General features: G+C 61.8%; 21 protein-coding genes. 16 read left to right on the top strand and 5 right to left on the bottom strand.

The window, feature by feature from the left end; all coding sequences use genetic code 11:
* Window positions 1-137 precede the first annotated feature (137 nt).
* Window positions 138-983, top strand: coding sequence for a xanthine dehydrogenase accessory protein XdhC (gene xdhC / locus ACTJJN_RS24045; protein WP_003254321.1), 846 nt, complete (start codon window positions 138-140; stop codon window positions 981-983).
* A gap of 10 nt (window positions 984-993) precedes the next feature.
* Window positions 994-2,298: a guanine deaminase gene (guaD, locus tag ACTJJN_RS24040; protein WP_088513761.1), complete on the top strand. Its 1,305-nt coding sequence runs from the start codon at window positions 994-996 to the stop codon at window positions 2,296-2,298.
* On the opposite strand, the gene aqpZ is transcribed toward guaD, so the two are convergent.
* Window positions 2,295-2,993, bottom strand: a complete 699-nt coding sequence (aqpZ, locus tag ACTJJN_RS24035) for an aquaporin Z (protein ID WP_012051680.1) — start codon at window positions 2,991-2,993, stop codon at window positions 2,295-2,297. The two genes, guaD and aqpZ, sit on opposite strands and share 4 nt — an antisense overlap.
* Window positions 2,994-3,142: 149 nt before the next feature.
* Window positions 3,143-3,898, bottom strand: coding sequence for a GntR family transcriptional regulator (locus ACTJJN_RS24030; RefSeq protein ID WP_004577063.1), 756 nt, complete (start codon window positions 3,896-3,898; stop codon window positions 3,143-3,145).
* Between the two features lie 282 nt (window positions 3,899-4,180).
* Between ACTJJN_RS24030 and ACTJJN_RS24025 the strand changes: the two genes are divergently transcribed.
* The gene (locus ACTJJN_RS24025; RefSeq protein WP_004577064.1) at window positions 4,181-5,530 is read left to right on the top strand and encodes an NCS2 family permease; all 1,350 of its coding nucleotides are present in this window, start codon (window positions 4,181-4,183) and stop codon (window positions 5,528-5,530) included.
* Between the two features lie 727 nt (window positions 5,531-6,257).
* On the opposite strand, the gene uraH is transcribed toward ACTJJN_RS24025, so the two are convergent.
* Window positions 6,258-6,611, bottom strand: coding sequence for a hydroxyisourate hydrolase (uraH, locus tag ACTJJN_RS24020; RefSeq protein WP_003254328.1), 354 nt, complete (start codon window positions 6,609-6,611; stop codon window positions 6,258-6,260).
* A 399-nt stretch (window positions 6,612-7,010) separates the two neighbouring features.
* On the opposite strand from uraH, the gene puuE reads away from it, so the two are divergent.
* The 7 genes from puuE (at window position 7,011) to ACTJJN_RS23985 (ending at window position 13,980) form a co-directional block, all read left to right on the top strand.
* A complete protein-coding gene (gene puuE / locus ACTJJN_RS24015) occupies window positions 7,011-7,937 on the top strand; it encodes an allantoinase PuuE (RefSeq protein WP_003254330.1) in 927 nt (308 codons plus the stop codon).
* Window positions 7,937-8,452: a 2-oxo-4-hydroxy-4-carboxy-5-ureidoimidazoline decarboxylase gene (gene uraD / locus ACTJJN_RS24010; RefSeq protein WP_004576924.1), complete on the top strand. Its 516-nt coding sequence runs from the start codon at window positions 7,937-7,939 to the stop codon at window positions 8,450-8,452. The genes puuE and uraD overlap by 1 nt, the downstream gene beginning before the upstream one ends.
* A 49-nt stretch (window positions 8,453-8,501) precedes the next feature.
* A complete protein-coding gene (locus ACTJJN_RS24005) occupies window positions 8,502-9,005 on the top strand; it encodes an ureidoglycolate lyase (RefSeq protein ID WP_003254333.1) in 504 nt (167 codons plus the stop codon).
* A 44-nt stretch (window positions 9,006-9,049) separates the two neighbouring features.
* The gene (locus ACTJJN_RS24000; protein ID WP_012051677.1) at window positions 9,050-10,378 is read left to right on the top strand and encodes a urate hydroxylase PuuD; all 1,329 of its coding nucleotides are present in this window, start codon (window positions 9,050-9,052) and stop codon (window positions 10,376-10,378) included.
* A 185-nt stretch (window positions 10,379-10,563) separates the two neighbouring features.
* Window positions 10,564-11,919 (top strand): nucleobase:cation symporter-2 family protein, encoded by a 1,356-nt coding sequence (locus ACTJJN_RS23995; RefSeq protein ID WP_003254336.1) that lies wholly within the window; start codon window positions 10,564-10,566, stop codon window positions 11,917-11,919.
* Window positions 11,920-12,059: 140 nt separating this feature from the next.
* Entirely contained in the window at window positions 12,060-12,845 is a 786-nt protein-coding gene (locus ACTJJN_RS23990) for an outer membrane protein OmpK (protein ID WP_003254337.1), read from the top strand.
* 352 nt (window positions 12,846-13,197) lie between these two features.
* The gene (locus ACTJJN_RS23985; protein ID WP_012051676.1) at window positions 13,198-13,980 is read left to right on the top strand and encodes an outer membrane protein OmpK; all 783 of its coding nucleotides are present in this window, start codon (window positions 13,198-13,200) and stop codon (window positions 13,978-13,980) included.
* Window positions 13,981-14,117: 137 nt separating this feature from the next.
* Here ACTJJN_RS23985 and ACTJJN_RS23980 read toward each other — a convergent pair whose 3' ends face one another.
* A complete protein-coding gene (locus ACTJJN_RS23980; RefSeq protein WP_014755819.1) occupies window positions 14,118-15,032 on the bottom strand; it encodes a DUF808 domain-containing protein in 915 nt (304 codons plus the stop codon).
* Between the two features lie 132 nt (window positions 15,033-15,164).
* Between ACTJJN_RS23980 and ACTJJN_RS23975 the strand changes: the two genes are divergently transcribed.
* Window positions 15,165-15,776 carry a TetR/AcrR family transcriptional regulator gene (locus tag ACTJJN_RS23975; RefSeq protein ID WP_010955036.1) on the top strand — a complete coding sequence of 204 codons (612 nt, stop codon included), beginning with the start codon at window positions 15,165-15,167 and terminating at the stop codon, window positions 15,774-15,776.
* A gap of 122 nt (window positions 15,777-15,898) precedes the next feature.
* Here the strand turns inward: ACTJJN_RS23975 and ACTJJN_RS23970 are convergent, their stop codons facing one another.
* Complete coding sequence (locus ACTJJN_RS23970) at window positions 15,899-16,339, bottom strand: GlcG/HbpS family heme-binding protein (protein ID WP_012051674.1); 441 nt, start codon at window positions 16,337-16,339, stop codon at window positions 15,899-15,901.
* A gap of 257 nt (window positions 16,340-16,596) precedes the next feature.
* Here ACTJJN_RS23970 and gcl point away from each other — a divergent pair, with 257 nt between their 5' ends.
* The 5 genes from gcl to pyk all read left to right on the top strand — a co-directional run bounded on the left by gcl (window position 16,597) and on the right by pyk (window position 23,136).
* On the top strand, window positions 16,597-18,372 hold the full coding sequence (gene gcl / locus ACTJJN_RS23965; protein WP_014755817.1) for a glyoxylate carboligase: 1,776 nt from the start codon (window positions 16,597-16,599) through the stop codon (window positions 18,370-18,372).
* Between the two features lie 54 nt (window positions 18,373-18,426).
* A complete protein-coding gene (gene hyi / locus ACTJJN_RS23960) occupies window positions 18,427-19,209 on the top strand; it encodes a hydroxypyruvate isomerase (protein ID WP_014755816.1) in 783 nt (260 codons plus the stop codon).
* Between the two features lie 106 nt (window positions 19,210-19,315).
* Window positions 19,316-20,209, top strand: coding sequence for a 2-hydroxy-3-oxopropionate reductase (locus tag ACTJJN_RS23955; RefSeq protein ID WP_003254347.1), 894 nt, complete (start codon window positions 19,316-19,318; stop codon window positions 20,207-20,209).
* Window positions 20,210-20,449: 240 nt separating this feature from the next.
* Window positions 20,450-21,724 carry a glycerate kinase type-2 family protein gene (locus tag ACTJJN_RS23950; protein ID WP_003254348.1) on the top strand — a complete coding sequence of 425 codons (1,275 nt, stop codon included), beginning with the start codon at window positions 20,450-20,452 and terminating at the stop codon, window positions 21,722-21,724.
* Window positions 21,721-23,136: a pyruvate kinase gene (gene pyk / locus ACTJJN_RS23945; protein WP_003254349.1), complete on the top strand. Its 1,416-nt coding sequence runs from the start codon at window positions 21,721-21,723 to the stop codon at window positions 23,134-23,136. Before ACTJJN_RS23950 ends, pyk begins: the two co-directional genes overlap by 4 nt.
* Window positions 23,137-23,138: the final 2 nt, after the last annotated feature.

Below are 23,138 nucleotides of genomic sequence, written 5' to 3'. Positions count from 1 at the left end.
TGTCGCGAAAGGGCTGCGCAGCAGCCCCAAATATGTATGTTGCTTTAAATATTCTGGGGCCGCTTCGCGCCCCTATCGCGACACAAGGCCGCTCCCACAAAGAAGCGGACCGCGTTGACCTGAAGAGGATCTGCATCATGCACCAATGGATCAACGCCCTCGCCGACCACCAGTCCCGTGGCGAAGCGTGCGTGCTGGTGACCATCATCGAGGAACGCGGCTCGACCCCGCGCAATGCCGGCTCGAAGATGGTGGTCAGCGCCAGCGGTCTGTTCGACACCATCGGCGGCGGCCACCTGGAATACAAGGCGCTGCACATCGCCCGGCAAATGCTCGAAGCGCAGCGCACCACGCCGCACCTTGAGCGCTTCAGCCTCGGCGCCAGCCTGGGCCAGTGCTGCGGCGGCGTGACCGTGCTGCTGTTCGAACCCATGGCCGCCGTGCAGGCTCAGATCGCCGTGTTCGGCGCGGGCCATGTCGGCAGGGCTCTGGTACCCTTGCTCGCCGCGCTCCCCTGCCGGGTGCGCTGGATCGACTCGCGTGAACAGGAATTCCCCGAGCTCATCCCCAACGGGGTGACCAAGGTGGTCAGTGAAGAGCCGGTCGACGAAGTCGCAGACCTGCCGCCCGGCAGCTACTGCATCGTCATGACCCACAACCACCAGCTCGACCTGGAACTGACCGCCGCCATTCTCAAGCGCAACGATTTCACCTGGTTCGGCCTGATCGGCTCGAAGACCAAACGGGTCAAGTTCGAGCACCGCCTGCGCGAGCGAGGCTTCGACGAGGCCGTCATGGCACGCATGCGCTGCCCGATGGGCCTGGCCGAGGTCAAGGGCAAGCTGCCCATCGAGATCGCCGTGTCTATCGCCGGTGAAATCATTGCCACTTACAACGCCTGCTTCGGCCAGCACGACGCTGCCGCCAATGCCGGCCCCATTGCCCAATTGCTGCCGCCCTCCCGCCGCAGCCAAGCCATTTGACGAGTGTGTTATGACCGTTACCCGCAAAGCCTACCGTGCCGCCATCCTGCACAGCATTGCCGACCCGGCCGAGGTGGGCCTGGAGGCTTCCCATGAATACTACGAAGACGGCCTGCTGGTGGTCGACGATGGCCGCATCAGCGCCGTTGGGCACGCCAGTGAACTGCTGCCGACGCTGGATGCCGGCATCCCGGTCGAGCACTACCAGGACGCGCTGATCACCCCGGGCTTCATCGATACCCACATCCACTTCCCGCAGACCGGCATGATCGGCTCGTACGGCGAGCAGTTGCTGGACTGGCTGAACACCTACACTTTCCCATGCGAAAAGCAGTTCGCCGACAAAGGCCACGCCGACCAGGTGGCGAAAATCTTCCTCAAGGAACTGCTGCGCAACGGCACCACCACTGCGCTGGTATTCGGCAGCGTGCACCCGGAATCGGTCAACGCCCTGTTCGAAGAGGCCGAGCGCCTGGACCTGCGCCTGATCGCCGGCAAAGTGATGATGGATCGCAACGCGCCGGACTACCTGACCGACACCGCCGAATCGGGCTATGCCGAAAGCAAGGCACTGATCGAGCGCTGGCATGGCAAGGGCCGCCTGCATTATGCCGTTACCCCGCGGTTCGCCCCAACCAGCACGCCGGAACAATTGACCCTGGCCGGCCAATTGCTCAAGGAGCACCCGGGCGTGTACATGCACACGCACCTGTCGGAAAACCTCAAGGAAATCGACTGGGTCAAGTCGCTGTTCCCCGAGCAGAAGGGTTACCTGGACGTCTACGACCACTTCGAGCTGCTGGGCGAGCGCTCGGTGTTTGCCCACGGCGTGCACCTGTGCGACGACGAGTGCCAGCGCCTGGCAGAAACCGGCTCGGCCGTGGCCTTCTGCCCCACCTCCAACCTGTTCCTCGGCAGCGGCCTGTTCAACCTGCCCCAGGCCGAGCGGTTCAAGGTCAACGTGGGCCTGGGTACCGACGTTGGCGCCGGCACCAGCTTCTCTCTGCTCAACACCCTGAACGAGGCATACAAGGTGATGCAGCTGCAAGGCGCGCGCCTGCACCCGTACAAATCGCTGTACCTGGCCACCCTCGGCGGCGCCCGCGCACTGCGCCTGGACGACCGTATCGGTAGCCTGCGCCCAGGCAACGATGCCGACTTCGTGGTGCTGGACTACAAGGCCACACCACTGCTGGACTACCGCATCCAGCAGTCCAACAGCATCGAAGAAACCTTGTTCGTGCTCACCACCCTGGGCGATGACCGTACCGTGCGTGAAACCTACGCCGCCGGGCGCTGCGTGCACCAGCGCTAAGGTTCTTTCGCCAGGCCCCGATACAGCGCGCCGCCGATTGCAGCACCGATCAGCGGCGCCACCCAGAACAGCCACAGCTGCTGCAGGGCCCAGCCACCGACGAACAAGGCCGGCCCCGTGCTACGCGCGGGGTTGACCGAGGTATTGGTCACCGGGATCGAGATCAGGTGGATCAGGGTTAGGGCCAGGCCGATGGCGATCGGTGCAAAACCTGCCGGTGCGCGGGCGTCGGTCGCCCCCATGATGACCACCAGGAACATCGCCGTCATCACCACTTCACTGACAAAACCCGCACCCAGCGTATAGCCACCGGGCGAATGGTCGGCGTAGCCGTTTGAAGCCAACCCCGAAGACAGCTCGAACCCGGCCTTGCCGCTGGCGATGAGGTAGATCACCCCGGCCGCCAGGATGGCACCGATCACCTGGGCGATCACATAAGGCAGCAGCTCTTTGGCCGGGAAGCGCCCGCCGACCACCAGCCCGAACGACACGGCAGGGTTTAGATGGCAACCCGAGATATGGCCGATGGCAAAGGCCATGGTCAGTACGGTGAGGCCGAAGGCGAAGGCGACACCGAGCACACCGATGCCGACGGGGGAACTGGCTGCGAGTACCGCACTGCCACAGCCACCAAGGACCAGCCAGAAGGTGCCGATCAGTTCGGCACCCATGCGTTTACCGAGGGACATGCTCATGAATCCATTCCTCAAGAAGTTGAACGCAGCGAATGCGCAAGCCCAACTGCTTGATGAAGGTTTGCTCACAAGAATTTAGCAGACCTTTGGGTTATGGCCAGTTGTGGCTAGGGGCTGATTTGCAGCCCCTCGATCACACCGGCAAACGTTCAACCCTTGACGGAAACCTTGGGCTTTTTCAGCAAATGCGAGAACACCGCATGCAAATCGTCCGAGGCGCTCTCCTCGTCCAGGTTCAGCTTGCTGTCGATGTGGTCCATGTGATGCATCATCAGGCTCACGGCCTGCTCGGCATCGCGCGCCTCGATGGCATCGATGAGCTGCATGTGCTCATCGTAAGAGCAGTGCGAGCGGTTGCCGCTTTCGTACTGGGCAATGATCAGCGAAGTCTGCGATACCAGGCTGCGCTGGAAACTTACCAGCGGTGCATTGCCCGCCGCTTCGGCCAGCTTGAGGTGGAACTCACCGGACAGGCGAATGCCGGCACCCCGGTCACCGCGCGAAAAGCTGTCGCGCTCCTCACGCACCATCTGCCGCAGCTCGTTGAGCTGATCGGGGGTGGCATGCTGCACCGCCAGCTCGGTGATGGCGCGTTCGACCATGCGCCGTGAGAAGAACACCTGGCGCGCCTCTTCTACAGTCGGGCTGGCCACCACCGCGCCGCGGTTCGGCCGCAGCAGCACCACGCTTTCGTGGGCCAGGCGCGACAAGGCGCGGCGGATGATGGTGCGGCTGACGCCAAAGATCTCGCCCAGCGCTTCCTCGCTCAACTTGGTGCCCGGAGCCAGACGCTGCTCGAGGATCGCCTCGAAAATATGCGCGTAGACGATGTCGTCCTGGGTACCGCTGCGGCCGGCCTTGCCGACTCGTGCAGGTTTTTTCAGAGGTTGCAGCTGTTCGTTCATGGGCTCTCGAGGCACGAAGAGAAAGTATGGCGCCATTGTACACAGGCTGAGGCGATTCCGCAGGGGGCGTTTTACCTATATAGCCGTTGTACGACGCATTGCGCACACAAAACATAAAACATTATTTGCTTTATTTGTACACAAAAGCATAATCCATCGAGCAACTTCTTGACCCATGAGTCAACAAAAAGGTAGACGTCTGCCTTCCCTCGCGGAGCCGCCAAGTGCATTGCGCAGGAAACTGGCTCCATAACAACAAGAAAGACTTGAGGAGTACCCGCTGTGGAAAGCCGCAAATCCGAAGCCCCTACGCTGGATCTCGCCCCGCCGCTCGAAACGAGCTGGCTGGAGCGGATTTTCAAACTCAAGCAACACGGCAGCACTGTCAAAACCGAAATGATCGCTGGGGTGACCACCTTCATCACCATGGCCTACATCATCTTCGTCAACCCCAACATCATGGCCGACGCCGGCATCGACCATGGTGCCGCTTTTGTCGCCACCTGCATCGCCGCCGCGCTGGGCTGCCTGCTGATGGGCCTGTACGCCAACTGGCCGGTGGGCCTGGCGCCGGGCATGGGGCTCAATGCTTTCTTTACCTACACCGTGGTCGGCACCATGGGCTACAACTGGGAAACGGCGCTGGGGGCGGTATTCGTCTCCGGCGTGTTGTTCATGTTCCTGACCTTGTCGAAAGTGCGCGAATGGCTGCTCAACAGCATCCCGGTCAGCCTGCGCCATGCCATGGGGGCCGGCGTCGGATTGTTTCTCGGGCTGATCGGCCTGAAGACCGCAGGCATCATCGTCGACAGCCCCGCCACCCTGATCAAGCTGGGCTCGTTGCATGAGCCGGGGCCGCTGCTGGCGGCCGTGTGCTTCCTGCTGATCGCCATCCTGAGCTACAAGCGGGTATTCGGCGCGATCCTGATCAGCATCATTGGTGTCACCCTGGCGGGCTGGGGCCTGGGCCTGGTCAAGTTTGGCGGGGTGATGTCGATGCCCCCAAGCCTGGCACCGACCTGGATGGCCATGGACGTGGCTGGCGTGTTCAATGTCAGCATGATCAGCGTGGTGCTGGCGTTCCTGTTCGTGCACATGTTCGACACTGCCGGCACGCTGATGGGGGTTGCCCAGCGAGCGAACCTGGTAGCGCCGGACGGGCGTATCGAAGGCCTGTCACGCGCCTTGAAGGCCGACAGTGCTTCCAGCGTATTCGGTGCTGTGGTCGGCGTGCCCCCAGTGACCAGTTATGTGGAGAGTGCCGCAGGTGTCGCCGCAGGTGGCCGTACCGGTTTGACGGCGGTGGTGGTCGGCTTGCTGTTCGTCGCAGCGATGTTCTTCGCCCCGCTGGCGGGGATGATCCCGGCCTACGCGACAGCAGGCGCACTGATCTACGTGGCAATGCTGATGATGGGCAGCATGGCGCACATCCATTGGGACGAAGCCACCGACAGCATTCCGGCGATTGTCACGGTCATCATGATGCCGCTGACCTTCTCCGTTGCCGATGGTATCGCGCTGGGTTTCATCACCTACGTCGCGTTGAAGGCAGGTACCGGGAAGTACAAGGAAATCTCGGCCAGCCTGTGGGTACTGTGCGCAATCTTCATTGCCAAGTTCGTGTTCCTCTGAGCAAGGGCGCTTGGCTTTAGATTTCCAGTGTTTTCGAAATCGAGCGCCGCACGCGCGGCGCATCGCGAGCAAGGTCGCTCCTACGCTTGTTCCGGCCCATTAATGCCTGCGAGGGACGCGCGAACGCCTTGTTGGGACGCCACGATATGGCGCCCTTGCTCAACATTTGAAAGGCCTGCGCGGTCGCCCGTAGGAGCGGGTTTACCCGCGAAAGGGCCGGGCCTGACGGCCAATCTCCATCCGCCGTTCACCGTTGCTACCGCCACCGTATTCGCGGGTAAACCCGCTCCTACAACGGTGGTGGACAGTTGGATACAGCCCGCCGTAGGAGCGGGTTCACCCGCGAAAGGGCCGGGCCTGACGGCCAATCTCCATCCGCCGTTCACCGTTGCTACCGCCACCGTATTCGCGGGTAAACCCGGTGCTACAACGGTGGTGGACAGTTGGATACAGCCCGCCGTAGGAGCGGGTTCACCCGCGAAAGGGCCGGCCCTGCTGGCCAATCTCCCCCCGCCGTTCACCGTTGCTGCCGCTACCGTATTCGCGGGTAAACCCGCTCCTACACCTGATCGGTGGTGACACACATCAGGGGTTGGGAACCGGCCGTGGTAGGAGCGGGTTCACCCGCGAAGAGGCCGGCACAGGCCACACAAAAACAGCAGACGAAAAAAAGCCCGCCAGTGTGAGAGCGGGCCAAAGGACCTACGAAGATTCTTCTAGCGACCAACTAGCTTCCACGATAGGTCGAATAGCTGTACGGCGAAATCAGCAGCGGCACGTGGTAGTGCTCCTGCGACTCGTCGATGCCAAAGCGCAGCACGACAACATCCAGAAACGCCTGGGCCGGCAATTGCACGCCACGGGCGCGGTAGTAATCCCCAGCGCTGAACTGCAACTGGTAAACGCCAGTGCGGTAATCGTCCCCCTGCAACAGCGGCGCGTCGACGCGGCCATCGCTGTTGGTCAGGGCGGTGTTCACCAGCTCCAGCTGCTGGCCTTCGACGCGGTACAGCTCGACCTTGATCGAGCTACCCGGGCAGCCATGCGCGGCATCCAGTACGTGTGTGGTCAAACGTCCCATTGCGTGTCGCCTCTTGTTCAATCTGTGGGCAAAAAATACTCAGCCATCGCACCAGCTTAGCGCCTGCGGTAGGCGGGAATGACGTTATTAAGACATTCCACCCGAGGATTGTACACAATTTTTTGATCCCCTCTGTCACACCCTTCATTTGCTGCCCATTAACGCCCCATCGGTCGCAAATACACGCACCATAACGATGCCAACCTCATTAGCTGACCAAACAGGCAGGTTTCTTGCACTGTATTTCCAGGTCGCTGTCAGGCGACAAAAGGGAAGAAATGCGGAAAAACAGGCTTACAAAAGATTTCAGAAGTTGTATACAATCAGCCCATCCGGTGGTGCGACATACCGACGCGGCCCGCCCACCCCCCGCACTAACGCACAAGAAGGAAGACTGCAGTGAGCGCTGATTACCCTCGCGACCTGATCGGTTACGGCAACAACCCTCCTCACCCGCAATGGCCGGGCAACGCCCGCATCGCGCTGTCTTTCGTCCTCAATTACGAGGAAGGTGGCGAACGCAACATCCTGCACGGTGACAAGGAATCCGAAGCCTTCCTGTCCGAGATGGTCGCTGCCCAACCCCTGCAGGGCCAGCGCAACATGAGCATGGAGTCGCTGTATGAATACGGCAGCCGTGCCGGTGTATGGCGCCTGCTGAAGCTGTTCAAGGACAGCGGCGTGCCACTCACCGTCTTCGCCGTGGCCATGGCCGCCCAGCGCCACCCCGACGTGATCCGCGCCATGGTCGAAGCCGGCCACGAGATCTGCAGCCACGGCTACCGCTGGATCGACTACCAGAACATGGACGAGGCCCAGGAGCGCGAGCACATGCTCGAAGCCATCCGTATCCTCACCGAACTCACCGGCGAGCGCCCGCTGGGCTGGTACACCGGCCGTACCGGCCCGAACACCCGCCGCCTGGTGATGGAAGAAGGTGGCTTCCTCTATGACAGCGACACCTACGACGACGACCTGCCCTACTGGGAGCCGAACAACCCCACCGGCAAGCCGCACCTGGTAATCCCCTACACCCTGGACACCAACGACATGCGCTTCACCCAGGTACAGGGCTTCAACTGCGGCGAGCAGTTCTTCCAGTACCTGAAAGACGCCTTTGATGTGCTGTACGCCGAAGGCGCCGAAGCACCGAAAATGCTTTCCATCGGCCTGCACTGCCGCCTGGTCGGCCGCCCGGCACGCCTGGCAGCACTCAAGCGCTTCGTCGATTACGCAAAAAGTCATGACCAGGTCTGGTTCGCCCGTCGCGTGGATATCGCCCGCCACTGGCACACCACCCACCCGTACAAGAAAGAGAACGCCTGATGACCGCCTTCAATACCCTCAAACCCTCCGCCCTGGACCGCGACGCCTTCGTCAAGGCCTTCGCCGACATCTACGAGCACTCGCCGTGGGTTGCCGAAAAAGCCTATGACCTGGGCCAACTGGGCGAGCTGGACGAGATCGAGGCGCTGCACCAGCGCATGAGCGATATCCTGCTCAGCGCCAACCACGCTGACCAGCTCGCGCTGATCAATGCTCACCCGGACCTGGCAGGCAAGGCCGCCATCCAGGGCGAACTGACCGAATCGAGCACCAACGAACAGGCCGGTGCCGGTATCCACCAGTGCACCGCCGAAGAGTTCGCCCGGTTCACCGAACTGAACGATGCCTATAAAGCCAAGTTTCAGTTCCCGTTCATCATGGCGGTGAAGGGCAGCAACCGGCACCAGATTCTCGCCGCCTTTGAAAAACGCATCCACAACGATGCCGATGCCGAATTCAAGGAAGCCCTGGCGCAGATCAACCTGATCGCCCTGTTCCGCCTGCTGCAGCTGTAAGCAACAGCCGAACCTTATTCAGAAAACGAACAATAGAAGAGATAACCGCATGCGCACCCTGATGATCGAGCCCTTGACCAAAGAAGCCTTCGCCCAGTTCGGAGACGTGATCGAAACCGACGGCAGCGACCACTTCATGATCAACAACGGCTCGACCATGCGCTTTCACAAGCTCGCCACGGTCGAAACCGCCGAGCCTGAAGACAAGGCGATCATCAGCATCTTCCGCGCCGACGCGCAGGACATGCCGCTGACCGTGCGCATGCTGGAACGCCATCCGCTGGGCAGCCAGGCTTTCATCCCGCTGCTCGGCAACCCCTTTCTGATCGTGGTCGCGCCCGTTGGCGATGCACCTGTATCAGGCTTGGTCCGAGCCTTCCGCAGTAATGGCAGGCAGGGCGTTAATTACCATCGCGGCGTCTGGCACCACCCGGTGCTGACGATCGAAAAGCGGGATGATTTCCTGGTGGTTGATCGCAGTGGTTCTGGCAACAACTGCGATGAGCATTACTTCACCGAGGAACAGATGCTGATCCTCAATCCCCACCAATAAGAAAAGGTCAGTCATCTTCTCGGTGACTGGCAGAGGTACATACTGTGGAAGCACACCTTCACGAATGGCTGAACCTGAGCATTCGCTGGGTTCACATGATCACCGGCGTCGCCTGGATCGGTGCATCGTTCTACTTCGTCTGGCTGGAGAACCACCTGAACCGAAGCAACCCGCGCGATGGGTTGTCGGGTGATCTCTGGGCGATTCACGGCGGTGGTATCTACCACCTGGAGAAATACAAGCTCGCCCCCCCGAAAATGCCCGAGAACCTGCACTGGTTCAAATGGGAAGCCTACTTCACCTGGATGTCCGGTATCGCCCTGCTGTGCGTGGTGTTCTACTGGAACCCGACCCTGTACCTGCTGGCACCTGGCAGCACCCTGAGCGGTGCCGAAGGCGTGGCCATCGGTATCGGCTCGCTGATCGCGGGCTGGTTCATCTACGACTTCCTGTGCGACTCGCCCTTGGGCAAGAAGCCAGCGCTGCTCGGTGGTGTGCTGTTCGTGCTGATCATCGCTGCCTGCTGGGGCTTCAGCCTGGTGTTCAGCGGCCGTGGTGCCTACCTGCACACCGGCGCGATCATCGGCACCATCATGGTCGGTAACGTGTTCCGCATCATCATGCCGGCCCAACGCCAGCTGGTGGCGGCGATCGAGAACAACCAGACGCCCGACCCGGTACTGCCGGCCAAGGGCCTGTTGCGCTCGCGTCACAACAACTACTTCACCCTGCCGGTGCTGTTCATCATGATCAGCAACCATTTCCCGAGCACCTACGGTAGCCAGTACAACTGGCTGATCCTGGCCGGTATCGCAGTAGCCGCGGTGCTGATCCGCCACTACTTCAACACCCGCCACGACAGCAACAAGTACGCCTGGACCCTGCCCGTCGGCGCCTTGGCGATGATCTGCCTGGCCTACGTTACCGGCCCGAAACCGATGGCCGTAAGCCCTGAGCAAGCCGCAGCGAAGATCGAGTACCAACCGCTGCCGGCAACTGCTGTAGGTGGCAAGACCGCTGCCGAGCAGCGTGCCGAGGACGCCGCCAAGGCTGCCGAAGCACCCGCCGCACCTGCGCAGGCACCGGCCCAGGCCGCTGCCCAGGCCGGAGGTGGCGACTTCGACAAGATCCACAATGTCATCCAGGAACGCTGCACTGTGTGCCACTCGTCCAAGCCGACCAGCCCACTGTTCAGCGCCGCTCCTGCCGGCGTGATGTTCGACACTCCGCAGCAGATCCAGGCCCAGGCCGCGCGCATTCAGGCGCAAGCGGTTGCCAGCCAGATCATGCCGCTGGGCAACATCACCCAGATGACCACCGAAGAGCGCAAGCTCGTCGGCGACTGGATCGCCAAAGGCGCCCAGGTCAACTGACAGCACCTCGCCAGGCAACCCGCCCCCAAGGGAACCACCTTTCCCTGTAGGAGCGGGCTTGCCCGCGAAGAGGCCGGAAGCCCCGGCCTCAAGCTCCATGTGTTACGCAACAAGCAAGCATCGAGCGCGCAGGCATGAGGCCTGCCGCTTGGATCCGAGAATAAAAACAAAACTCGAGGTGCTGCATGTCCGAGTCACGCAAGGCGTATATCCCCATTGCGCCGCCGCGAGAACCCTTGCCCCTGTTCCAACTGTTCCTGGTTGGCCTGCAACACGTTCTGCTGATGTACGGTGGCGCGATCGCCGTGCCGTTGATCATCGGCCAGGCCGCCGGTTTGTCCCGTGAAGAAGTCGCTTTCCTGATCAACGCCGACCTGCTGGTCGCTGGCGTCGCTACCATCATCCAGTCGTTCGGTATCGGCCCGGTGGGCATCCGCATGCCGGTGATGATGGGTGCCAGTTTCGCTGCCGTCGGCAGCATGGTGGCCATGGCCGGCATGCCCGGCGTGGGCCTGCAGGGGATCTTCGGCGCGACCATCGCTGCCGGGTTCTTCGGCATGCTGATCGCGCCGTTCATGTCCAAGGTTGTCCGCTTCTTTCCCCCACTGGTCACCGGTACGGTGATCACCTCGATTGGCCTGTCGCTGTTCCCGGTGGCCGTCAACTGGGCCGGTGGCGGCCAAGACGCTCAAACGTTCGGGTCGCCGATCTACCTGCTGGTGGCCGGCCTGGTACTGGCCGTGATCCTGCTGATCAACCGCTTCATGCGCGGTTTCTGGGTCAACGTGTCGGTACTGGTGGGCATGGGCCTTGGCTACATCCTGGCCGGCTCCATCGGCATGGTCGACCTGTCGGGTCTGAATGAAGCACCGTGGTTGCAGGTGGTCACCCCGCTGCACTTTGGCATGCCGACCTTCAGCCTGGCGCCGATCCTGTCCATGTGCCTGGTAGTGGTGATCATCTTCGTCGAGTCCACCGGCATGTTCCTGGCCCTGGGCAAGGTGACCGATCGCGAAGTCACCCCTGGCATGCTGCGTCGCGGCCTGCTGTGCGATGCCGGTGCGTCGTTCATTGCGGGCTTCTTCAACACCTTCACCCACTCCTCGTTCGCCCAAAACATCGGCCTGGTGCAGATGACCGGGGTGCGCTGCCGCTATGTCACCATCGTGGCCGGTGCACTGCTGATCCTGCTCAGCCTGCTGCCCAAGGCGGCCTTCCTGATTGCCTCGATCCCGCCCGCAGTACTGGGCGGCGCGTCCATCGCCATGTTCGGCATGGTCACCGCCACCGGGATCAAGATTCTTCAGGAGGCGGACATCGGCGACCGCCGCAACCAGCTGTTGGTTGCCGTGAGCGTCGGCTTCGGGTTGATCCCCGTGGTGCGTCCGGAGTTCTTTGCCCAGATGCCACAGTGGATGGAACCCATCACCCACAGCGGTATCGCCATGGCCACGGTCTGTGCCCTGGTGTTGAACGTTCTGTTCAACATCCTTGGCGGTGCCGACCGCGCAATGCACAACGACGTCTGTCACCAGCATTGAGCCAAAAGGGGCGGTGCATGACCGCCCCTCATTTACCTCTGCAGTAACCGCTACGCCGTCGACCCGCCGGAATGGGTCGCCCGGGGCGCCTGCGCGCCAAAAAAACCGCCAACAAAAACAATAAGTCCGGGAATCACAACATGAAGCGCATCACCACGTCCCTGTTGTTGGGCAGCAGCCTGCTGGCCACCCTACCCTCGCACGCAGGCGAATGGCTGCAGTGGCACGGCGAAAGCCTGACCTACCTGTACGGCAAGGACTTCAAGGTCAACCCTGATATCCAGCAGACCATCACCTTCGAGCACGCCAACAAATGGAAGTACGGCGACACCTTCATGTTCGTCGACAAGATTTTCTACAACGGCAAGGCCGACCCCGGCAAAGGTGTGACCACCTACTACGGCGAGTTCAGCCCACGCCTGTCATTGGGCAAGATCTTCGACCGCAAGCTTGCCTTCGGTCCGATCAAGGATGTGCTGCTGGCCATGACCTACGAGCGCGGTGAAGGCGACAACGAGGCCTACCTGATCGGCCCCGGCTTTGACTTGAACATCCCCGGCTTCAACTATTTCACCCTCAATTTCTACGTGCGCAACACCGAAGGCAGCCGCCCCGGTGACAACGTCTGGCAGATTACCCCTGGCTGGTCGTACACCCTCCCTGTCGGCCGGTCAGACATTCTGATCGACGGTTACATGGACTGGGTTACCGACAACGACCAGACCCGCCGTGGCACCTATCACGCCAACCTGCACTTCAACCCGCAGGTCAAATACGACCTGGGCAAGGCGCTGAACCTGGGCGCCAAGCAGCTCTACGTCGGCTTTGAATACAGCTACTGGAAAGACAAGTACGGCATTGACAGCCGCGGCAACCTGGACAGCAACCAGAGCGTGGCCAGTGCGCTGATCAAGGTGCACTTCTAGGAAGTTGACCAAACGCACAAGTTTGAATCACCCCGCTCCAGGACGGAGCACTTGAGGCGCGGCGCGCAAGCCAGTAATCTGCGCGCCCCCTCGATCAGGGCAGAACGGATTCTGCCTGCGTTTACTGACCGCTCAGTCAATGAATACGGGCGGTTGGCCAACGTGTTGCCAGCCTGAAAGACCCTTTTCATCCGTTCAAAACGAAGTCGAGCAGGAAGGTTTTGCCAACCCGGAAAAGTTGGCTCGACCCTTGCCAAACAGCTGTGGCCTATCGAAAAAAGCTGACTCAAAAGACAAAAAAGCGCCGGCAACGAGCGCTGACAACAGATCAATCAAGGGAGCGACACTCGCAATGCGTACCATCAACAGCCTGATCCTCGCCGGCGGCCTGCTGGCCTGCGGCACCACCTTCGGCGGCGACCTGCTGCAATGGCAGAACAACAGCCTGACCTACCTGTGGGGCAAGAACTTCAAGGTCAACCCGGCAATTCAGCAAACCGTCACCTTCGAGCACGCCGATGGCTGGAAGTACGGCGACAACTTCATTTTCGTCGACAAGATCTTCTACCAGGGCCAGAAAGACGCCGGCAACGGCCCGAACACCTACTACGGTGAGATCAGCCCACGCCTGTCGTTCGGCAAGATTTTCGACCAGAAGATCGAGTTTGGCCCGGTCAAGGACGTGCTGCTGGCGATGACCTACGAGTTTGGCGAGGGTGACACCGAGTCTTACCTGATCGGTCCGGGCTTCGACCTGGCCATCCCGGGCTTCGACTACTTCCAGCTGAACTTCTACAACCGCACCACCGACGGCAGCCGCGCGGGCGACAACGTGTGGCAGATCACCCCGGTGTGGTCTTACACCATTCCGGTCGGTGACTCCGACGTGCTGATCGACGGCTTCATGGACTGGGTGGTGGACAACGACGAGAACCGCCGCGGCACCTACCAGGCCAACCTGCACTTCAACCCGCAGATCAAGTATGACCTGGGCAAGGCGCTGCACCTGGGCGAGAAGCAGTTGTATGTGGGTGTTGAGTACGATTACTGGAAGAACAAGTACGGCATCAAGGACAGCGATGCCTTCACTACCGACCAGAACACCATGAGCTTCTTGGTCAAGGTTCACTTCTGAACGGATCGCTCGGGGCCGCGCTGCGGCCCATTCGCGGGTAAACCCGCTCCTACAGGGGCCGCACCGGGTTCAAGGCATACGCGGTACCTGGGGGGCGGGTTCACGCGCGAACCGGGGCAAAGCCCCGGCCAGGCGCCTCAATTGGCAGGTCTGAGCGCCCGCCACAACTTCCCCGCAGCACTGACCACCGCCAGCACCATGGCACCGGCCACAACCCCGACCCCAGCGTTGAGCAACGCCCCGGTCAGCGCCCCACCACGCCCTTCGCTGAACGCCTCGATGGCATGATGCAGCGGCTCGATGCCATGCACCAGGATCCCACCGCCCACCAGAAACATCGCCGCAGTACCAATCACCGACAGGCTTTTCATCATGTACGGCGCCGCCCGCAGGATGCCGTTACCCACTGCCTGAGTCAGCCTGGAGGTTTTGCGGGCCATCCACAGCCCAAGGTCGTCAAGCTTGACGATCCCGCCTACCAACCCATACACACCAATGGTCATGACCACCGCAATGCCCGACAGCACGATGATCTGCTGGGTCAGCGGCGAGTCAGCCACGATACCCAAGGTAATGGCGATGATTTCCGCCGACAGGATGAAGTCGGTACGCACCGCCCCCTTGATCTTGGCTTTTTCAAAAGCCACCAGGTCAACACTGGCATCGGCAACAGCCTCCTTGCGCGCCGCGTGCTGTGCCTCATCCTCTGCCTTGCTGTGCAAGAACTTGTGCGCCAGCTTCTCGAAACCCTCGAAGCACAGGAACGCGCCACCCAACATCAACAACGGCGTAACCGCCCAGGGTATGAACGCACTGATCAGCAACGCGGCCGGTACCAGGATCGCCTTGTTGACGAACGACCCCTTGGCCACCGCCCAGACGACCGGAAGTTCGCGATCGGCGCGCACGCCGGTGACCTGCTGGGCATTCAGCGCCAGGTCATCACCCAGCACGCCTGCGGTTTTTTTTGCCGCCACCTTGGTCATCAGAGAGACGTCGTCCAGCAGCGTGGCGATATCGTCGATCAGTACCAGTAGACTGCTTCCTGCCATGTTTGCTTGTATCCAAATAAGTCAATGTGCCGGATTCTAGCCCAAAGCCGCTGCCTTGAGCGCCCGTCGAGGCCGGTGCTACCATGCCCGATCCCCCTTAGAGGTGGCCAGACACGAGGAAGATCCCTGACCATGAGCACCATTCGCGAGCGCAACAAGGAATTGATCCTGCGCGCGGCCAGCGAGGAATTCGCCGACAAGGGCTTCGCCGCCACCAAGACCAGCGATATCGCGGCCAAGGCCGGCCTGCCCAAGCCGAACGTGTACTACTACTTCAAGTCCAAGGACAACCTTTACCGCGAGGTCCTGGAAAGCATCATCGCGCCGATCATGCAGGCATCCACGCCGTTCAATGCAGACGGCGACCCGAAGGAAGTGCTGAGTGCGTACATTCGTTCGAAAATTCGCATTTCGCGTGACCTGCCCCATGCGTCCAAGGTGTTCGCCAGCGAGATCATGCATGGCGCGCCGCACCTTTCACCGAACCAGGTAGAGCAGTTGAACGAGCAGGCCCGGCACAACATCGAGTGCATCCAGCGCTGGATCGACCGCGGGCAGATCGCCCATGTGGACGCGCATCACCTGATGTTCAGCATCTGGGCGGCGACCCAGACCTATGCGGACTTCGACTGGCAGATTTCTGCGGTGACCGGCAAGGCCAAGCTGGCCGACAGTGATTATGACGCGGCGGCCGAAACCATTATTCGTATGGTCTTGAAAGGTTGTGAGCCTGAGGCAGCCTGAACCATCCCGAAGGGCCATTCGCGGGCAAGCCCGCTCCCACAGGATCACCACTTGCCTGAAGGTTGTGGAGTCCCTGTAGGAGCGGGCTTGCCCGCGAATGGGCCAGAACAGGCAATAGAGATTTAGGCCGCTACCCCGGCATCTGCCCGCAACCCCACCTCCTCGATCGCACTGATCGCACACTGCTCGTCGATATCCGACGTATCGCCGCTGATCCCCACGGCACCCAGCACCTTGCCGTCCTGATCACGAATCAGCACCCCACCCGGCGCCGGCACCACCGGCCGCTCACCCATCCCGTTCAACGCGGCAAAAAAAGCCGGCCGCTGCTGCGCATCCAGCGCCAGCAAGCGCGACCCCTTGCCCAGGGCAATCGCCCCCCAGGCTTTGCCAGTGGCCACTTCAGGACGAATCAAGCTCGCGCCATCCTCGCGCTGCAGCGCCAGCAGGTGCCCGCCGGCATCCAGCACCGCCACGGTCAGTGGCGCGGCATTGATCTTGCGGCCCGCCACCAGCGCGGCATTCACCAGGCTGACGGCGATTTTCAGGTTCAGAACGTTCATGGAAAGGTCCTCTTCTTGTTGTGAGAAGCCCGGAGGGCAGTTGAAAACCGATCGAACAAATAGAACACAACGAGAGATATTTTTGTATACAATATTTTGAAACGATCGTATGCGATGACGCAAACCCTCGTTTTCACGGGCGCTCTGACGAATGCCAGCTTAGTCGATGAAAACCCATTGACCTGAGCCGCCAGGCGTGAATACACTCTGTCGCAAAGCAAGTTGTATACAATTACAAAATCGATGAGGCACAAACCATGAGCAAAATGAGAGCAATCGATGCAGCCGTTCTGGTCATGCGCCGTGAAGGTGTAGATACCGCGTTCGGCATCCCGGGGGCTGCCATCAACCCGTTGTATTCGGCCCTGAAGAAAGTCGGTGGCATCGATCACGTCCTCGCTCGTCACGTCGAAGGTGCCTCGCACATGGCCGAGGGCTACACCCGCGCCAACCCGGGCAACATCGGTGTGTGCATCGGCACTTCCGGCCCTGCCGGCACCGACATGGTCACCGGCCTGTACAGTGCCTCGGCCGACTCCATCCCGATTCTGTGCATCACTGGCCAGGCGCCACGTGCCCGTCTGCACAAGGAAGACTTCCAGGCTGTCGACATCACTAACATCGTCAAGCCAGTGACCAAGTGGGCGACCACCGTTCTGGAGCCAGGCCAGGTGCCTTACGCCTTCCAGAAGGCCTTCTATGAAATGCGTACCGGCCGCCCAGGCCCGGTGCTGATCGACCTGCCGTTCGACGTGCAGATGGCCGAGATCGAATTCGACATCGACGCCTACGAACCACTGGCAGTCAACAAGCCATCCGCCACCCGCGTACAGGCCGAGAAAGCCCTGGCCCTGCTCAATGACGCCGAGCGCCCACTGCTGGTAGCCGGTGGCGGCATCATCAACGCCGATGCCAGCGACAAGCTGGTCGAATTCGCCGAACTGACCGGCGTACCCGTGATCCCGACCCTGATGGGCTGGGGCACCATCCCGGACGACCACGCCCAGATGGTCGGCATGGTCGGCCTGCAGACCTCGCACCGCTATGGCAACGCAACCCTGCTGAAATCCGACCTGGTATTCGGTATCGGTAACCGCTGGGCCAACCGCCACACCGGCTCGGTCGATGTCTACACCGAAGGCCGCAAGTTCGTGCACGTGGACATCGAGCCGACCCAGATCGGCCGTGTGTTCACCCCGGACCTGGGTATCGTTTCCGACGCGGGCAAGGCGCTGGACGTGTTCCTCGAAGTGGCTCGTGAGTGGAAAGCCGCCGGCAAGCTGAAGTGCCGCAAGGCCTGGCTGGAAGAGTGCCAACAGCGTAAGGCAAGCCTGCAGCGCAAGACCCACTTCGACAACGTGCCGGTCAAGCCGCAGCGCGTCTACGAAGAAATGAACCAGGTATTCGGCAAAGACACCTGCTACGTCAGCACCATCGGCCTGTCGCAGATTGCCGGCGCGCAGTTCCTGCATGTGTACAAGCCACGCCACTGGATCAACTGCGGCCAGGCCGGCCCGCTGGGCTGGACCATCCCTGCTGCGCTGGGCGTGGTCAAAGCCGATCCGAAGCGCAAGGTTGTGGCGCTGTCGGGTGACTACGACTTCCAGTTCATGATCGAAGAACTGGCGGTGGGTGCGCAGTTCAACCTGCCGTACGTTCACGTACTGGTGAACAACGCCTACCTGGGCCTGATCCGCCAGGCGCAGCGTGGCTTCGACATGGATTACTGTGTACAACTGGCGTTCGAGAACATCAACTCGACCGACGCTGCCACCTATGGCGTCGACCACGTTGCAGTGGTCGAAGGCCTGGGCTGCAAGGCCATTCGCGTGTTCGAACCGGCCGAGATCGCCCCTGCCCTGCTCAAGGCACAGAAGATGGCCGAAGAGTTCCGCGTGCCGGTCGTGGTCGAGGTGATTCTCGAGCGTGTGACCAACATTTCCATGGGCACCGAGATCAACGCGGTCAACGAATTCGAAGACCTGGCCCTGGTCGGCAACGACGCGCCAACCGCCATCTCGCTGCTGGACTGATCGCCTGACGCCCCCAGGCACGCTCTGGGGGCCTTCATCGCAAGGAGACAACTCATGCCTCGCTTCGCTGCCAACCTGTCCATGCTGTTCACCGAACAGGACTTCCTGGCCCGCTTCAAGGCTGCCGCCGATGCTGGTTTCAGCGGCGTCGAATACCTGTTCCCCTATGACTTCAGCGCAGCTGAAATCAAGCAGCAGCTGGAGGCCAACGGCCTGACCCAGGTGCTGTTCAACCTGCCGGCCGGCGACTGGGCCAAAGGTGAGCGCGGTATCACCTGCCACCCTGACCGCGTCGAGGAATTCCGCGCGGGTGTCGACAAGGCCATCGAATACGCCAAGGTGCTGGGCAACACCCAGGTCAACGCCCTGGCCGGCATTCGCCCACAAGGCCCGGACTGCGCCACCGTGCGCAAGACCTTCGTCGAGAACCTGCGCTACGCCGCTGACAAGCTCAAGGGCGCCGGTATTCGCCTGGTCATGGAAATGATCAACACCCGCGACATCCCAGGCTTCTACCTGAACACCACCCAGCAGGCCCTGGAAATCCAGGCCGAGGTGGGCAGCGACAACCTGTTCCTGCAATACGACATCTACCACATGCAGATCATGGAAGGTGACCTGGCTCGCACCATGGAAGCCAACCTGAAACTGATCAACCACATCCAGCTGGCCGACAACCCCGGCCGCAATGAACCAGGCACCGGCGAGATCAACTACCGCTTCCTGTTCGAACACCTGGACCGCATTGGCTACCAGGGCTGGGTGGGCGCGGAGTACAAGCCGCTGACCACCACCGAAGCGGGCCTGGGCTGGCTGAAAACCCACAACGCAATCTGAGGAACAACTCGGGACCCTGTGGGAGCGGGCTNTTCGCGGGCGAGCCCGCTCCCACAGGGGGCCAAAGCTTGCTTGAGATATCACAATTACAAAGAGGTAATTTCTCATGGCTAAAATCGGTTTCATCGGCACCGGCATCATGGGCAAGCCCATGGCTCAGAACCTGCAAAAAGCAGGTCACAGCATCTTCGTTTCCACCCACCACGACGCTGCGCCAGCCGACCTGATCGCCGCCGGTGCAGTGGCCCTGGCCAACCCGAAAGAAGTTGCCCAGGAAGCCGAATTCATCATCGTCATGGTTCCCGACACTCCGCAGGTCGAAAGCGTCCTGTTCGGTGAAAACGGCGTGGCCGAAGGCGTGGGCCCGAACAAGGTGGTGATCGACATGAGCTCGATCTCCCCCACCGCGACCAAAGCCTTCGCCGAGAAGATCAAGGCCACCGGCGCCGCCTACCTGGACGCCCCGGTGTCCGGTGGTGAAGTCGGCGCCAAAGCCGCGACCCTGAGCATCATGGTCGGCGGCTGCCCGAAAGCCTTCGAGCGCACCCTGCCGCTGTTCGAAGCCATGGGCAAGAACATCACCCGCGTCGGTGGCAACGGTGACGGCCAGACCGCCAAGGTCGCCAACCAGATCATTGTCGCCCTGAACATCCAGGCCGTGGCCGAAGCCCTGCTGTTCGCCGCCAAGAACGGCGCCGACCCTGCCAAGGTGCGTGAAGCACTGATGGGCGGCTTTGCTTCGTCGAAAATCCTCGAAGTGCACGCCGAGCGCATGATCAAGGGCACCTTCGACCCAGGCTTCCGCATCAACCTGCACCAGAAGGACCTGAACCTGGCCCTGCAAGGCGCCAAGGAACTGGGCATCAACCTGCCCAACACCTCCAATGCCCAGCAAGTGTTCAACACCTGCCAGGCCCTGGGCGGCGGCAACTGGGACCACTCGGCGCTGATCAAAGGCCTGGAGCACATGGCCAACTTCTCGATCCGCGACGACAAATAAGACGTTTTTAGCCTTCACTGGCCTCTTCGCGGGTAAACCCGCTCCTACCAAAGACCGCACAATCGCTCAGAGCTGTGCATGTAGGAGCGGGGCTTGTCCGCGAAGAAGCCAACGCCGTTGAACCTGCGACCACAGGCCCAATGGTGGCATCGAGCAACACCCGCCCCTGGTTCGGCCTGCACGGAGGCAGTTCCAGGGGCGTTTTTGATTCTGCAGAACAACAATAATTGGGAGCCTGCCATGTCGGTCGATCCGCAAAAACTTCTCCGCGAACTGTTCGACACAGCCATCGCCGCCGCCCACCCCCGTCAAGTCCTCGAACCCTACCTGCCCGCCGATCGCAGCGGCCGGGTTATCGTCATCGGCGCCGGCAAGGCCGCAGCCGCCATGGCCGAAGTGGTCGAGAAAAGCTGGCAGGGCGAAGTCTCCGGCCTGGTCGTGACCCGTTACGGCCACGGCGCCAACTGCCAGAAGATCGAGGTGGTCGAAGCCGCCCACCCGGTCCCGGACGCTGCCGGCCTGGCGGTGGCCAAGCGCGTGCTGGAACTGGTCAGCAACCTCAACGAAGAAGACCGCGTCATCTTCCTGCTGTCTGGCGGTGGCTCGGCGCTGCTGGCCCTGCCTGCCGAAGGCCTGACCCTGGCCGACAAGCAGCAGATCAACAAGGCACTGCTGAAATCCGGCGCCACCATCGGCGAGATGAACTGCGTGCGCAAGCACCTCTCGGCGATCAAGGGCGGGCGCCTGGCCAAGGCCTGCTGGCCGGCCACGGTCTACACCTATGCCATTTCCGATGTACCGGGCGACCTCGCCACGGTCATCGCTTCCGGCCCCACCGTGGCCGACCCGAGCACCTCGGCCGACGCCCTGGCCATCCTCAAACGCTACAACATCGAAGCGCCCAAAGCGGTCATCGACTGGCTGAACAACCCGGCCTCGGAAACCGTCAAGGCCGATGACCCGGCCCTGGCCCGCAGCCACTTCCAGTTGATCGCCAAACCCCAGCAGTCGCTCGAGGCCGCCGCGGTCAAAGCCCGTCAGGCCGGTTTCAGCCCGCTGATCCTCGGCGACCTTGAAGGTGAATCGCGCGAAGTGGCCAAGGTGCATGCCGGTATCGCCCGGCAAATCGTTCAGCACGGCCAGCCGCTCAAAGCGCCCTGCGTGATCCTGTCGGGTGGCGAAACCACCGTGACCGTGCGCGGCAATGGCCGTGGCGGGCGCAACGCCGAGTTCCTGCTCAGCCTCACCGAAAGCCTGAAAGGCCTGCCGGGCGTGTACGCCCTGGCCGGTGATACCGACGGCATCGATGGCTCGGAAGAAAACGCCGGTGCCTTCATGACCCCGGCCAGCTACGCCAGCGCCGAAGCCTTGGGCCTGTCGGCCAGCGACGAGCTGGACAACAACAACGGCTACGGCTACTTCGCCGCGCTGGATGCGCTGATCGTCACCGAACCGACTCGCACCAACGTCAACGACTTCCGCGCCATCCTGATCCTCGAGACTGCCCAATCATGACGCCTGATAAAAAAGTTAAGATCCTCGCCACCCTTGGCCCTGCGATCAACGGCATCGACGATATCCGCCAGCTGGTCGAAGCCGGGGTGAACATCTTTCGCCTCAACTTCAGCCATGGCGAGCATGCCGACCACGCCCTGCGCTACCAGTGGATCCGCGAAGTCGAGCAGCAACTGAACTACCCGCTGGGCATCCTCATGGACCTGCAAGGGCCGAAGCTGCGCGTTGGCCGCTTCGCCGAAGGCAAAGTGCAGTTGCAACGCGGGCAGGCCCTGCGCCTGGACCTGGACAAAACCCCGGGCGACAGCCGCCGGGTCAACCTGCCGCACCCCGAAATCATCGCCGCCCTCGAGCCCGGCATGGACCTGCTGCTGGACGACGGCAAACTGCGCCTGCGCGTGACCGCCAAGCACAGCGACGCGATTGACACCGAGGTGCTGAACGGTGGCGAGCTTTCCGACCGTAAGGGCGTCAACGTACCGCAAGCGGTGCTCGACCTCTCCCCGCTCACCGAAAAAGACCGCCGCGACTTGGCCTTTGGCCTGGAGCTGGGCGTGGACTGGGTCGCCCTGTCGTTCGTCCAGCGCCCTGAAGACATCGTTGAAGCGCGCCAGCTGATTGGCGACCGCGCCTACCTGATGGCCAAGATCGAGAAGCCATCGGCCGTCGAGCAACTGCAAGCCATCGCCGAGCTGGCAGACGCGATCATGGTGGCCCGTGGTGACCTGGGCGTGGAAGTGCCGGCCGAGAGCGTGCCGCAGATCCAGAAGCGCATCATCGGCACCTGCCGCCAGCTGGGCAAACCCGTGGTGGTGGCCACGCAGATGCTCGAGTCGATGCGTTTCTCGCCAGCGCCAACCCGTGCCGAAGTCACCGACGTGGCCAACGCGGTGGCCGAAGGTGCCGATGCAGTGATGCTGTCGGCCGAAACCGCCTCGGGTGATTACCCGCTGGAAGCCGTGCAGATGATGAGCAAGATCATCCGCCAGGTTGAGAACGGCCCGGACTACCAGGCCCAGCTCGACGTCGGCCGGCCAAAGGCCGAGGCCACCGTGTCGGACGCCATCAGCTGCGCGATCCGCCGCATCAGCGGCATCCTGCCAGTGGCGGTGCTGGTCAACTACAGCGAGTCGGGTGCCTCGACTCTGCGCGCGGCACGTGAACGGCCACGGGCACCGATCCTCAACCTGACGCCGAACCTGAACACCGCGCGCCGCCTGAGCGTGGCTTGGGGTGTGCATTCGGTGGTCAACGACCGCCTGCGTCAGGTCGACGAGGTGGTTTCCACCGCCCTGGAGATTGCCCAGGCGCAAGGCATGGCCAGCCGTGGCGACACGCTGCTGATCACCGCTGGCGTGCCTTTCGGCAAGCCGGGTACGACTAACACACTGCGGATCGAGACTTTGATCTGAGA

Source organism: Pseudomonas sp. 22515, assembly GCF_052044625.1.
In the GTDB taxonomy this organism is placed as follows: Bacteria; Pseudomonadota; Gammaproteobacteria; order Pseudomonadales; family Pseudomonadaceae; genus Aquipseudomonas; species Aquipseudomonas alloputida.
Note: the sequence above shows the minus strand (reverse complement) of the source record. Positions and strands in the feature narration are given on the sequence as shown.

What these genes read in the sequence shown, in the direction of transcription:
- ACTJJN_RS23980 (WP_014755819.1), bottom strand. Translation starts at nt 15,032, where the DNA reads ATGGCAGGAAGCAGTCTACTGGTACTGATCGACGATATCGCCACGCTG.
- ACTJJN_RS24005 (WP_003254333.1), top strand. Translation starts at nt 8,502, where the DNA reads ATGCGCACCCTGATGATCGAGCCCTTGACCAAAGAAGCCTTCGCCCAG.
- pyk (WP_003254349.1), top strand. Translation starts at nt 21,721, where the DNA reads ATGACGCCTGATAAAAAAGTTAAGATCCTCGCCACCCTTGGCCCTGCG.
- gcl (WP_014755817.1), top strand. Translation starts at nt 16,597, where the DNA reads ATGAGCAAAATGAGAGCAATCGATGCAGCCGTTCTGGTCATGCGCCGT.
- ACTJJN_RS23955 (WP_003254347.1), top strand. Translation starts at nt 19,316, where the DNA reads ATGGCTAAAATCGGTTTCATCGGCACCGGCATCATGGGCAAGCCCATG.
- ACTJJN_RS23995 (WP_003254336.1), top strand. Translation starts at nt 10,564, where the DNA reads ATGTCCGAGTCACGCAAGGCGTATATCCCCATTGCGCCGCCGCGAGAA.
- aqpZ (WP_012051680.1), bottom strand. Translation starts at nt 2,993, where the DNA reads ATGAGCATGTCCCTCGGTAAACGCATGGGTGCCGAACTGATCGGCACC.
- ACTJJN_RS23985 (WP_012051676.1), top strand. Translation starts at nt 13,198, where the DNA reads ATGCGTACCATCAACAGCCTGATCCTCGCCGGCGGCCTGCTGGCCTGC.
- uraH (WP_003254328.1), bottom strand. Translation starts at nt 6,611, where the DNA reads ATGGGACGTTTGACCACACACGTACTGGATGCCGCGCATGGCTGCCCG.
- ACTJJN_RS24030 (WP_004577063.1), bottom strand. Translation starts at nt 3,898, where the DNA reads ATGAACGAACAGCTGCAACCTCTGAAAAAACCTGCACGAGTCGGCAAG.
- ACTJJN_RS23975 (WP_010955036.1), top strand. Translation starts at nt 15,165, where the DNA reads ATGAGCACCATTCGCGAGCGCAACAAGGAATTGATCCTGCGCGCGGCC.
- uraD (WP_004576924.1), top strand. Translation starts at nt 7,937, where the DNA reads ATGACCGCCTTCAATACCCTCAAACCCTCCGCCCTGGACCGCGACGCC.
- ACTJJN_RS23970 (WP_012051674.1), bottom strand. Translation starts at nt 16,339, where the DNA reads ATGAACGTTCTGAACCTGAAAATCGCCGTCAGCCTGGTGAATGCCGCG.
- xdhC (WP_003254321.1), top strand. Translation starts at nt 138, where the DNA reads ATGCACCAATGGATCAACGCCCTCGCCGACCACCAGTCCCGTGGCGAA.
- ACTJJN_RS23990 (WP_003254337.1), top strand. Translation starts at nt 12,060, where the DNA reads ATGAAGCGCATCACCACGTCCCTGTTGTTGGGCAGCAGCCTGCTGGCC.
- guaD (WP_088513761.1), top strand. Translation starts at nt 994, where the DNA reads ATGACCGTTACCCGCAAAGCCTACCGTGCCGCCATCCTGCACAGCATT.
- ACTJJN_RS23950 (WP_003254348.1), top strand. Translation starts at nt 20,450, where the DNA reads ATGTCGGTCGATCCGCAAAAACTTCTCCGCGAACTGTTCGACACAGCC.
- hyi (WP_014755816.1), top strand. Translation starts at nt 18,427, where the DNA reads ATGCCTCGCTTCGCTGCCAACCTGTCCATGCTGTTCACCGAACAGGAC.